Annotated in this window: 11 protein-coding genes; 3 read left to right on the forward strand and 8 right to left on the reverse strand. The window is 68.8% G+C overall.

Annotation, left to right across the window (positions count from 1 at the left end):
• Positions 1 to 44: 44 nt before the first annotated feature.
• The 3 genes from ABB22_RS02845 to ABB22_RS18050 form a co-directional block, all read right to left on the reverse strand.
• Positions 45 to 3,215: an efflux RND transporter permease subunit gene (locus ABB22_RS02845; protein ID WP_055769341.1), complete on the reverse strand. Its 3,171-nt coding sequence runs from the start codon at positions 3,213 to 3,215 to the stop codon at positions 45 to 47.
• Positions 3,216 to 3,324: 109 nt separating this feature from the next.
• Positions 3,325 to 4,485: an efflux RND transporter periplasmic adaptor subunit gene (locus tag ABB22_RS02850; RefSeq protein WP_425477779.1), complete on the reverse strand. Its 1,161-nt coding sequence runs from the start codon at positions 4,483 to 4,485 to the stop codon at positions 3,325 to 3,327.
• A gap of 267 nt (positions 4,486 to 4,752) precedes the next feature.
• A complete protein-coding gene (locus ABB22_RS18050) occupies positions 4,753 to 4,980 on the reverse strand; it encodes a hypothetical protein (RefSeq protein ID WP_152984008.1) in 228 nt (75 codons plus the stop codon).
• Positions 4,981 to 5,105: 125 nt separating this feature from the next.
• Here ABB22_RS18050 and ABB22_RS02855 point away from each other — a divergent pair, with 125 nt between their 5' ends.
• Complete coding sequence (locus ABB22_RS02855) at positions 5,106 to 6,128, forward strand: LysR family transcriptional regulator (RefSeq protein ID WP_055769344.1); 1,023 nt, start codon at positions 5,106 to 5,108, stop codon at positions 6,126 to 6,128.
• Positions 6,129 to 6,197: 69 nt separating this feature from the next.
• Here the strand turns inward: ABB22_RS02855 and ABB22_RS02860 are convergent, their stop codons facing one another.
• Both ABB22_RS02860 and ABB22_RS02865 read right to left on the reverse strand, forming a co-directional pair.
• Entirely contained in the window at positions 6,198 to 6,683 is a 486-nt protein-coding gene (locus ABB22_RS02860; protein WP_055769346.1) for a hypothetical protein, read from the reverse strand.
• A 231-nt stretch (positions 6,684 to 6,914) separates the two neighbouring features.
• Positions 6,915 to 7,142, reverse strand: a complete 228-nt coding sequence (locus ABB22_RS02865; RefSeq protein WP_055769349.1) for a hypothetical protein — start codon at positions 7,140 to 7,142, stop codon at positions 6,915 to 6,917.
• Positions 7,143 to 7,511: 369 nt separating this feature from the next.
• On the opposite strand from ABB22_RS02865, the gene upp reads away from it, so the two are divergent.
• Together upp and ABB22_RS02875 are read left to right on the forward strand one after the other, a co-directional pair.
• On the forward strand, positions 7,512 to 8,144 hold the full coding sequence (upp, locus tag ABB22_RS02870; protein WP_055769351.1) for a uracil phosphoribosyltransferase: 633 nt from the start codon (positions 7,512 to 7,514) through the stop codon (positions 8,142 to 8,144).
• A gap of 82 nt (positions 8,145 to 8,226) precedes the next feature.
• Complete coding sequence (locus tag ABB22_RS02875; RefSeq protein ID WP_055769353.1) at positions 8,227 to 8,529, forward strand: PsiF family protein; 303 nt, start codon at positions 8,227 to 8,229, stop codon at positions 8,527 to 8,529.
• 60 nt (positions 8,530 to 8,589) lie between these two features.
• Here the strand turns inward: ABB22_RS02875 and ABB22_RS02880 are convergent, their stop codons facing one another.
• The 3 genes from ABB22_RS02880 to glyA form a co-directional block, all read right to left on the reverse strand.
• A complete protein-coding gene (locus ABB22_RS02880; protein WP_152984009.1) occupies positions 8,590 to 9,498 on the reverse strand; it encodes an alpha/beta hydrolase family protein in 909 nt (302 codons plus the stop codon).
• A 97-nt stretch (positions 9,499 to 9,595) separates the two neighbouring features.
• Complete coding sequence (locus ABB22_RS02885) at positions 9,596 to 10,486, reverse strand: MBL fold metallo-hydrolase (RefSeq protein ID WP_055769356.1); 891 nt, start codon at positions 10,484 to 10,486, stop codon at positions 9,596 to 9,598.
• Between the two features lie 96 nt (positions 10,487 to 10,582).
• Entirely contained in the window at positions 10,583 to 11,848 is a 1,266-nt protein-coding gene (gene glyA, locus ABB22_RS02890; protein WP_055769358.1) for a serine hydroxymethyltransferase, read from the reverse strand.
• Positions 11,849 to 11,885 lie beyond the last annotated feature (37 nt).

The raw sequence follows: 11,885 nt of genomic DNA on the forward strand, positions 1-11,885 counted from the left end.
GGAAAGCCGACACCGGCGGGAACCGGCATCGGCGCAGTTCCATGTCAGTGGTGAAGGGTCGGCTCGCCGTGCTGCACCAGCTGGCCACCACCGTTGCGGGTGACGAACTTGCGCAGGGCCACGTAGAACACCGGGGTCAGGAACAGGCCGAACAGGGTCACGCCGAGCATGCCGGCGAACACGGTGATGCCGGTGACCGAGCGCACCTCCGCGCCTGCACCATGGGACAGCACCAGCGGCACGGTGCCGGCGATGAAGGCGATGGAGGTCATCACGATCGGGCGCAGCCGCAGGCGGCAGGCTTCCAGCGCGGCTGCGACGATGCCCTTGCCGCCCATTTCCAGTTCGCGGGCGAACTCGACGATCAGGATCGCGTTCTTGCACGCCAGGCCCATCAGCACCACCAGGCCGACCTGCACGAACACGTTATTGTCGCCGCCGGTCAGCCACACGCCGAACAGCGCCGACAGCAGGGTCATCGGCACGATCAGGATCACCGCCAGCGGCAGCGACCAGCTTTCATACAGCGCCGCCAGCACCAGGAAGGCCAGCAGGATCGCCACCGGGAACACGATGAAGGCAGCCTTGCCCTGGGTGGCCTGCTGGTAGCTCAGGTCGGTCCATTCGGTGGTCATGCCCACCGGCAGCACCTTGCCGGCGATTTCGGTCAGCTTGTTCATCGCCTCGGCCGAGGACATCACGCGCGGGTCGGCTTCGCCGGCCAGGTCGGCGGCGGGGTAACCGTTGAAGCGCAGCACCGGATCCGGGCCGAAGGTCTGCTTGATCGTCACCATCGAGCCGATCGGCACCATCTCGCCACGGTCGTTGCGGGTGCGCAGCTTGGCGATGTCCTCGACGCTCTCGCGGAACGGACCGTCGGCCTGGGCGATCACCTGCCAGGTGCGGCCGAACTGGTTGAAGTCGTTGACGTAAGCCGAACCCAGGTAGGTCTGCAGGGTGTCGAACAGTTCGGTCAGCTGCACGCCCTGCGCCTTGGCCTTGACCCGGTCCACCTCTGCATCCAGCTGCGGCACGTTGGCCTGGTAGCTGCTGATCGGGAAGGCCATACCCGGGGTCTGCGCGACCGCGCCCTGCATCGCCTGCACCGCGTTCTGCAGCGCGCCGTAACCCAGGTTTCCACGGTCCTCGATGAACATCTGGTAGCCGTTGCCATTGCCCAGGCCGAGGATCGGCGGCGGCATCATCGCGAACGCAAAGCCTTCCTGCAGGCCGGCGATCTTCTGGTTGATCTCGGCGTTGATCTGCGCGGCGGTGCGGCCATGGCGCTCGTTGAACGGCTTGAGCGGAATGAACGCCACGCCGGTGTTGGGCGTGTTGGTGAACTGCAGCGCGTTCAGGCCGGGGAACGAGATGGTGTGCGCGACGCCATCGGTCTCCTGGGCGATCTTCGCCACCTTGCGCAACATTTCATCGGTACGCGCGATCGACGAACCTTCCGGCAGCTTGACGCCGGCGATCAGGTACAGCTTGTCCTGGGTGGGGATGAAGCCCGGCGGCACCAGCTTGAAGATCACCCCGGTACCGACCAGCAGCACCGCATAGACCAGGAACACCGCGCCGCGGCGGCCGAGGATGCGCGCCACGCCGCGCTCGTACTTCTCCGAGCTGGACCTGAAGAAGCGGTTGAACGGACGGAACACCCAGCCGAACAGGCGGTCGATGATGCGCGTGGGCGCATCCTTGGCAGCGTCATGCGGCTTCAGCAGGCGTGCGGCCAGGGCCGGCGACAGGGTCAGCGAATTGATCGCCGAGATCACCGTGGAGATGGCGATGGTCACCGCGAACTGCTTGTAGAACTGGCCGGTGACGCCGGACAGGAAGGCCATCGGCACGAACACCGCGCACAGCACCAGGGCGATGGCGATGATCGGCCCGGACACTTCCTTCATCGCCTGGTGCGCGGCCGCGGTCGGCGACAACCCTTCTTCGATGTTGCGCTCGACGTTCTCCACCACCACGATCGCATCGTCGACCACGATGCCGATCGCCAGCACCAGGCCGAACAGGCTCAGGGTGTTGATCGAGAAGCCCAGCAGGTACAGCGCGGCGAAGGTACCCACCACCGATACCGGCACCGCGATCAGCGGGATGATCGAGGCGCGCCAGGTCTGCAGGAACAGGATCACCACCAGCACCACCAGCGCGATGGCCTCCAGCAAGGTCGACACCACCGCCTTGATCGAGTCGCGCACGAAGATGGTGGTGTCGTACACCGCCTCGTACTTCACGTCGGCCGGGAAGGCCTTCTGCATTTCATCCATCGTGCCGATGACCGCATCGCGGATCTCCAGCGCGTTGGCGCCGGGCGCCTGGAAGATGCCGATGCCCACCGCGTTCTTGCCGTCCAGCTGCGAGCGCAGGGTGTAGTCGCCGGCGCCCAGCTCCAGGCGGGCGACGTCGGACAGGCGCACGATCTCGCCATCGGCGCCGCTCTTGAGCACGATGTCGCCGAACTCCTGTTCGCTCTTCAGCCGGCCCTGGGCGTTGATCAGGGTCAGGAACCGGCTGTCGGGCAGCGGTTCGGCGCCGAGCTGGCCGGCGGAGACCTGCACGTTCTGCTCGCGCATGGCGCGCACCACGTCGCTGGCGGTCAGGCCGCGCGAGGCGACTTTGTCCGGGTCCAGCCAGGCGCGCATGGCGTAGTCGCCGCCGCCGAAGATCTGCGCGTCGCCCACGCCGGGGATGCGCGCCAGCGCGTCCTTGACGTGCAGGCGCGCGTAGTTGCGCAGGTACAGGGTGTCGTACTTGCCGCCCGGCGAGGTCAGGTGCACCACCATCAGGAAGGTCGGCGACTGCTTCTGCGTGGTCACGCCCTGCCGGCGCACGTCCTCGGGCAGGCGCGCCTGCGCCTGCGCCACGCGGTTCTGCACCTTCACCGCCGCCGCATCCGGATCGGTGCCGGGGCGGAAGGTGACGGTCATCTGCAGCACGCCGTCGGAGCCGGCCACCGATTTGAGGTACATCATGCCTTCGACGCCGTTGATCGCCTCTTCCAGCGGCGTGGCGACGGTCTCGGCGATGACCTTGGGGTTGGCGCCCGGATACACGGTACGCACCACCACCGACGGCGGCACCACCTCCGGGTATTCGCCGATGGGCAGGATCGGGATCGAGATCAGGCCGGCGGCGAAGATCACGATCGACAGCACCGCCGCGAAGATCGGCCTGTCGATGAAGAAACGGGAAAAATCCATCAGGGAAGTCCTTGGAATGGCCGGCGCCGGCATGCAGCCGCCCTGCCCTCGTCCATGCGGGCGAAGGCAACGCGACCGGCCGGAGGCCGGCTTCAGGCGGAAACGTGGCTCAGTTCAACGCGGTGGCATCGCGGCCGGCGCCGGCGGGCGGCGTGCGTTGCATCGCCACCGCCCTGGCCTGCACCGGCATGCCCGGCATGAACACCTTCTGCACGCCGTCGACGATCACCTTGTCGCCCGGCGCCAGCCCGGCCTCGACGATGCGCAGGCCCTCGGCGCTGCGGCCCAGGCCGACGTCGCGGCGCTGCGCCTTGCCGTCCTTGTCGACCACGTAGACGTACTTGCGGTCCTGGTCGGTCAACACCGCCCTGTCGTCGATCAGCAGGGCGTCGAACTCGCCGCTGCCGAGCAGGCGTACGCGCGCGAACAGGCCCGGCGTGAACTGGCGGTCGCGGTTGTCCAGCAGCGCGCGCACGCGGATGGTGCCGGTGCTGCGCGCGACCTGGTTGTCGAGGAAATCGACCCTGCCTTCGTGCGGAAAGCCTTCCTCGCCGCTCAATGCCACCTTCACCGGCAGCGCCTCGTCGCGCTCGCTCGGGCGCTCGCCGGTGCGCGCCATCCGCGCATAGCGCAGGAAGGTGCCTTCGTCGGCGTCGAAGTACACGTGCACCGTGTCCAGCGACACCAGCGTGGTCAGCACGCTGGCGCTGTCGCCGCCGGTGACCAGGTTGCCGGCGGTGACCATCGCGCGGCCGGCGCGGCCATCGATGGGCGCGCGTACCCGGGTGAATTCCAGATTGAGGCGGGCCGCATCCAGTGCGGCCTGCGCCGCCTGCACCGCCGCACCGGACTGCTCGGCGGCGGCGCGGCGCTGCTCGGCGGTCTCGGCGGCGATGGCCTGCTGCTCGGCCAGGCGGCGCGCACGCTCGGATTCGCTGTGCGCCAACGCGGCCTGGGTACGGGCGCGCGCCAGTTCGGCACGGGCGCGGTCGTATTCGGCCTGGTAGCTGCGCGCGTCGATGGTGAACAGGACGTCGCCCTTCTTCACTTCCTGGCCTTCGACATAGTTGACCTTGTCGATGTAGCCGGACACGCGCGGGCGCAGTTCCACGCTCTGTACTGCTTCGACGCGGCCGCTGAACTCGTCCCACTGGCTGACCTGCCTGACCAGCACCGGCGCGGCACTGACTTCCGGTGCCGGCGGCGCCACGGCCTCCTGCGCATGGCCGCCGCTGCACGCGGCGAGGATGGCGATGGCCAGCGCCGACATGCCCGCCAGGGCAAGGCGTCGCGCGGTTCGGGAGGGGTTGGAGATACCGTTCATGTCATGCATCCAGGAGGGGGGAAAGGTGTGGCGTGGCGATCGCGTTCCGGCCAGGCGTCGGGTGCGTCCGGAAGTGTGCGCAGGGGCTGCTGACAGCCGCTGTCAGCAGCCGGAGGAAACGGACGCCGGAGCCGGGCGATGGCACGCGCATCCGCGCAGATATCGGAAAAGCGCATCCGCAGGCGGACCGCTCCGATGGATTCACTGTCCCGCTCACGGAAATTTTTCTCCCGCAGGCGGGACAAACGCCGCGCCGAGACAGGCCGCCAGCCGCGGGAAGGCGGCGAGGAGGCCGGTCGTCGCCGCTGGCGTGCGCGTCTCGCGCAACGCGGCGAAGTGCAGTGGATTCAAGCCGTTGTCCCGCCATGGGCGGTGCTCGGCCTTGGAAAAAGCCGGCGCGCGGCGCGTCGGCAGGAAAGCGGGAAGGTGGCGCAGGCGCATGGCTGCAGTTCCGTTCTGTGCGGAGGCGGCCAAGTTACGCCCCAAATCCATACTTGATTAGTACGGATTGAGGGGAATAATCGTCCCGTCGCCGGCACAATCCCGCTGCCGCAGGAGCCCATTCCATGGCCAACGATCTCAACGACACCCTGATCTTCGTCAAGGTGGTCGAACAGGGCAGCTTCACCGCCGCCGCGCGCCTGCTCGGGCAGCCCAAGACCACCGTCAGCCGCAAGGTGCAGGAGCTGGAGGAACGGCTCGGCGCGCGCCTGCTGCACCGGACCACGCGCCGGCTGGGACTGACCGAGGCCGGCACCGTCTATTACGAACACTGCCAGCGCATCGCCCGCGAACTCGAACAGGCCGAGAGCGCGGTCAGCCAGCTGCAGTCCGGGCCGCGCGGCTGGCTGCGCTTCACCGTGCCGTACTCGGTGGGCATCAACTGGATCGCGCCGCTGCTGGGACAGTTCCAGGCGCAGTACCCGGAGATCCGCGTGGACATGCACCTGGGCAACGAGATGCTGGACCTGATCTCCGGCGAGACCGACCTGGCGCTGCGCATCGGCACCCTGCCCGACTCCAACCTGATCGCGCGCAAGCTCGGCAGCCTGCGCACCCAGGTCTTCGCCAGCCCCGCCTACATCCAGCGCCACGGCGAGCCGCGCCATCCGGACGAACTGCAGTACCACCGCACGCTGGCGGTGCGCAAACAACACCAGAGCCAGAACAACCGCTTCGTCTGGTCGCTGGCCGAGGACGGCGGGCAGATGCAGGAATTCGCGGTCAATCCGCTGCTGGTCGCCAACGACACCGCCGCCCTGAACTCGATGCTGGTGGCCGGCGAAGGGCTGATGCTCAGCAGCGACGTGATGGCCAAGCCCTTCATCGAATCGGGCATGCTGCGCCGCGTGCTGGCTGGCTGGACCGGACCGGACTACGACTTCAGCGCGGTGTTCGCCGGCGGCGGCATGGTCTCGCCCAAGGTGCGCGCCTTCGTCGATTTCCTGGTGGAGAAACTCAACCTGGACGCCAACTACATGCTGCTGCAGTGCCCCAACGCCAAGCATCTGGCCGACCACGAACCGTCGTACTGCCAGCGCGGCCTGGAGGTGCCCGAACTGCGGGTGCTCGAGGCGCTCAGCGCCTGACCGCTCCGGGGGGGAAACGGAAACGGCGGCCAGCGGCCGCCGTTCCTTCATTGCCGCGGACGATCGCGGTCAGTAGCCGCGGCCGTACGGCCACAGCGGCACCACCTGCACTTCCTTGCAGCCGTCGTAGCGGCTGCAGCTGCCGAAATAGCCCGGCCCCGAATAGCGCTGGCGCGCATCGCGGTTGTACGGGCTGTTGTAGAAATCCGGGCGGTAAAGACGCCCCTGGCCGTAATAGCGCATCGGCGTCTGCGACGGCGCGGCGAACGGCAGCGGGCCGGCCGTGGCGACGGCGCCGTCGCCGCTCCCGGTCACATAGCCTTCCTGCGGGTCGTAGCGGACCATGCGGTAGTAAATGGTTTCGCCATCCTGCTGGCGCGTGCGCAGCGCCTGCATCGCCCCGTCGGCATGCATATACGGGCGACCGTTCTCGAACACGACTTCGGAAGGATTGACCTGCTCCTCCTCCAGCGGCGGCTGCGCCAGGGCGCCCCCCGCCATGGCGGCCAACAGCAGCGCCGCCCCTGCCACGATCCGGATCCTGCCTGCGCGCATGACGTTCCTCCCTGGTGGTTTCCGACATCGCCTGCAATACCGGCCCGGCGCCTCCGCCCATCGATGGCAGCAGCCATCCAGATCCATGGGCGACAGGCCATGTCGGTGCGCACCCAGCCGGTGCGCGGTCGCGGCGAGTATAGGCGGCCATGCCATGGCCCGCATCCCTGGATGCGCGGAAGGTTGATGGCCATCGCTGCGGCCACCGGCCCTCACGCGCAATCCAGCCGGTCATTCCCAGCAGCGCTCATTGCAGCCCTCGGGAGATGCCGGGTGCCGGCAAACGCGCAACGGGATGCGGCCATCCTCCGGTTCGCGCGGCTGTCTGCCCGCACCGTCCCGGACCGGGTCGATCGCATCGCACGGACCGCCCATCGCAGTGCGCGCGCGGTAGCGCAGGCGCCGGCCATCGATGCGCAGCATCTGGAACAGCCGCATGTCCGTGGCCGCCAGCACCATGCGCGCGCCAGGCCTGCACCTGTCGTCCGCGCTTGATCCGGTCCTTTCGACGCGGGCTCGCCGGAGCCGTGCATCTACCGGGCCGGCCGCGGCTTTCCGGCCAGCGGCGCCATCACCGCCCACCGGCGCCTGTCCCCCGGGGTCAACACCATCCACCCCACCCGCCAGGTCCGCCTCCAGGGCAAGCGCAGCCGGGTGCTTTAGATGGAAAGTTTCGGCCGCTCGCGGCTGGTCGGCGTCCGCTACGAGTTCCGATGCGATGGCCCGATGGCTGCCGGTGCGGCGCGCCGGCAGGCGGCGCAGCCGCGGCGGCGGGCCCAGGACGGCGTACCTTAAACTGTCCGCCATTCCCCTTTCCGAGCCGCCCCCATGTCTGTCGTCGAAGTCCGCCACCCCCTCGTCCAGCACAAGATCGGCCTGATGCGGCAGGCCTCGCTCAGCACCAAGGATTTCCGCGAACTCACCGACGAGCTGGGCGGGCTGCTCGCCTACGAGGCCACCGCCGACCTGGAAACCGAGCCCTGCACGATGGAAGGCTGGGCCGGCCCGGTCACCGTGCAGCGCATCGCCGGCGCCAAGATCACCCTCGTGCCAATCCTGCGTGCCGGGCTGGGCATGCTCAACGGCGTGCTGGCGCTGATCCCGGCCGCGCGCGTGAGCGTGGTCGGCCTGCAGCGCGACGAGGAAACCCTGCAGCCGGTGCCCTATTTCGAGCGCCTGACCGGCCGCCTGGAAGAACGCGACGCCCTGATCCTGGACCCCATGCTGGCCACCGGCGGCACCCTGATCGCCACCATCGACATGCTCAAGCGCGCCGGCGCGCGCCGCATCAAGGGCATCTTCCTGGTCGCCGCCCCCGAGGGCCTGCGCGCGGTCGAAGCGGCGCATCCGGACGTGGAGATCTATACCGCGGCCATCGACGAGCGCCTCAATGACAAGGGCTACATCCTGCCCGGCCTGGGCGATGCGGGCGACCGCATCTTCGGCACCCGCATGCATTAAAAAAACTACATCGCGGCTTCACGGCGGCTTGCTCCCGGGCGAAGCGATGCTTGCGCCCGTCATCCACGTAAGGAGCCGCGCCATGTACCGTCCCGCCCTGCTTGCCTGCCTGCTGCTCGCCACCGCCCTGCCGTTCGCTGCCAGCGCCGGCACGCCCACCCCGCAACAACAGCGCATGGCCGAGTGCTCGGCCAAGAACAAGGGCCTCAAGGGCGACGCCTACAGGGAGGCCCAGCGCACCTGCCTCAGCAGCCATCCCGCTGCCGCCACCGCGGCGACCACGCCGCAGCAGCGCATGACCCAGTGCAATGCCGATGCCTCGGCCAAGCACCTGAACGGCGACGCCCGCAAGACCTTCATGAGCAGTTGCCTGCGCACGCACTGACGATGGAAACGCCATGGAGCGGATCGCATGCGATCCGCTCCACAGCGGCGACGGATCCCGTCACCGGCGCAGCCAGTGTTCACCCGCCGCTGCTGGCGCATCCAGTAGTTGCCGCGCCTGCTCATCGCCGAGCAGCTCGGCCTGCAGGAATGCGGTGCCCAGCTGCCTGGCGCGTTCGAACAGCGGTTCCGGTTCCCCGCCGACCAGGTTGTGCCCGCCGCCGGCCAGCACCACGGCGCGCGCGTCGCCGGCCGGCGCGGTCTGCACCGGGTAAAGATGGTCCGCCGGATCGGTGACGAAGCCCGGCACCCGGTCCTCGTCGCCGGTCACCAGCAGCAACGGCACGGCCAGCGAGGCATAGGAGTCCGGCCCGATCAACCCCGGTATCCGGCCCGGCGAGGAGAAGCCCAGCACCGCGGCCACGCCGGGATCCCGCAGCGGGCCAAGGCCGGCCAATGCCCCGCCCTGTACCGCAGAGATCAGAGTGCCCAGGCTGTGCCCGGCCGCCGCCAGCGGCAGGCGCGGCCAACGCGCGTGCGCATAGGCGCTGGTCGCACGCATGTCCGCAAGGCGTTCGCCCAGGCTCTGCTGCAGCGAGAACTTCTCCCGCTCCGGGTACCGGACCGAATCCACGTGCAGCGGTGCCAGCACGACGAAACCGGCATCCGCCCAGGCCTGCAGCAGGCGGTCGTAGCGCTCCGGCCAGGCGCCATGCCCGGTGGAAAACAGCACTACGCCGCGCGCCTGCACCGGCTCCCAGATGGCCAGCGTGGTGGCGCGTCCGGGCGATACCTGCAGCGGTACCGTGGCGCTGGGCGCGGCGAAGGCGTGCTGGGCCACGGCCAGCCAGGCAAACGCGAAGGCCAGCAGCCCGCGCAGGAAAGAGCGTTTTTTCTTGGCGCGCGCCCCTGCGCGCAATCCTTCGGACGGCTGCGCCGCGAAGAAAGGCTGCCCTGCTGTTTTTTTCATGACCGGTCCCGCATCGGAAGACACGACCAGTTTCCGCAATGCGGCCATGCCCGGCAGGAGCCGGCGGTCACCCGCACGGGGTGCCGGAAGTCACTATTCAGGCCGCCAGGGAGCGCGCGCGCAGTTCGGCGACCTCGTGGGCGACACCGAACCGGCCCTTGTCATCGCGCGTCACCTGCGCCATCGCGTACTGCGGGTCGTGGGTGAAGAACAGATGCACGTTGCGGGCGAGCTTGTCCTCGAGGAAGGCGCGCTTCTCGTCGATCAGCAGTTCCGCGTTGCGGTCATAGCCCATGGTGATCGGTACATGCACCCAGGACCGGCCGGGGATCAGGTCGGCGCAGAACACCAGGCCGCCATGCGGCTGGCCGTCGATGCGCTCGGGGCCGACGATCTCGGCCAGCATCAGCCCCGGCGTATGCCCGTCGCTGAAGCTGAAGCGCACCGATTCGCCCAGCACCTGCGAATGCTCGCCCGACACGATCTCCAGGCGGCCGCTGGCTTCGAGCAGGCCCGGCAGTTCCGGGATGAAGCTGGCGCGGTCACGCGGATGCGGATGGCGCGCACGCTCCCAGTGCGCGGCGCCGACCACGAAGGTCGCGTTCGGGAACAGCAGCTCCGGCGCGCGCCCCTCCGACCAGGGCGCCAGCAGGCCGCCGGCGTGGTCGAAATGCAGGTGGCTGAGCACCACCACGTCGATGTCCTCGTGCTCGAAGCCGGCCTCGCGCAGCGAATCGATCAGGATGTGGCGCGGCTCCTGCACGCCATAACGCTCGCGCAGCTTCGGCTCGAAGAAGGCGCCGATGCCGGTTTCGAACAGCACCGTCTTGCCGCCGAGCGGGCTGGCCAGCAGCGCCCGGCAGGCCAGCTCGATGCGGTTCAGGTCATCGGCCGGCGTCCATTTTTCCCACACGGCCTTGGGCGCGTTGCCGAACATCGCCCCACCGTCCAGCTTCTGGCTGTTGCCACGGATCGACCATAGTTTCATATGAAAAATTCTACCGCCGCCGCGTTAAATATTCGCAAGGCGGTCGAACCTGCGACGCCCCCGCCGCCTGGCCACGACCTGCCGCAACGACCCCGGTCAGCGGTACACCGGATGCTCCCGGCACAACGCCACGACCCGCTCATGGATCCGCGCCGCCACCTGCGCGTGGGTGCCGTCGCCAAGGGCGTCGAGCACATCGCACAGCCAGCCGGCGAGCCGTTCGCACTCGGCCACGCCGAAGCCGCGCGTGGTCACCGCCGGCGTACCGATGCGCAGCCCGGACGTCACGAAGGGCGAGCGCGGATCGTTCGGCACGGTGTTCTTGTTGGTGGTGATGCCGGCATCGCTCAATGCCGCATCGGCATCCCTGCCGGTGTAGGGACGGTCGGAGAGATCGATCAGCATCAGGTGGTTGTCGGTGCCGCCGGAAACGATCCGGTAGCCGCGTCGCTGGATCAGCGCCGCCATGGCGCGGGCGTTGGCCAGCACCTGCCGCTGGTAGGTCCTGAAGCCGGGTTGCAGCGCTTCCTTGAACGCCACCGCCTTGGCCGCGATCACATGCATCAGCGGGCCGCCCTGGACGCCGGGGAATACAGCCGAATCCAGCTTCCTGCAGAACTCCGCGCCCTGCCCGCTGGCCAGGATGATGCCGCCGCGCGGGCCGCGCAGGGTCTTGTGCGTGGTGCTGGTGACCACATGCGCGTGCGGCAGCGGATCGGGGTACTCGCCGGCGGCGACCAGCCCGGCCACATGCGCCATGTCCACCCAGAAGATCGCGCCGGCCTTGTCGGCGATGGCCCGCATGCGTGCCCAGTCCTTGTGCCGCGAATAGGCAGAAAACCCGCCGATCAGCAGGCGCGGCCGGGTCGCCAGCGCGATGCGCTCCATCTCGTCGTAGTCGATCAGGCCGGTCGCCGGATCCAGCCCGTACGGCACGATGCGGTAGTGCCTGCCGGAGAAATTGGAAGGGTTGCCATGGGTCAGGTGCCCGCCCTGGGCCAGGTCCATGCCCATCACCGTATCGCCCGGGCTGGCCAGGGCCAGGAACACCGCCGCATTGGCCTGCGCGCCCGCATGCGGCTGCACGTTGGCGTAGTCGCAGCCGAACAGTTGTTTGGCGCGCTCGATGGCCAGGCGTTCGGCCACGTCCACGTTGCCGCAGCCGCTGTAGTAGCGGCGGCCGGGATAGCCCTCGGCATATTTGTTGGTGAACACCGAGTCCTGCACGGCGCGCACCAGGGGGCTGGCGTAGTTCTCCGAGGCGATCAGCTCGACATGGTCCTCCTGGCGTCCCTCCTCGGCATGGATGGCGCGCGCCAGTTCGGGATCGAAATCGGCAAGGGTCGTGGACGGGTCGTACATGCGGGCAACTCCTGGGGAGGAAATCGGCGGACCGGGG

It is taken from the genome of Stenotrophomonas nitritireducens, assembly GCF_001431425.1.
GTDB lineage: Bacteria > Pseudomonadota > Gammaproteobacteria > Xanthomonadales > Xanthomonadaceae > Stenotrophomonas > Stenotrophomonas nitritireducens.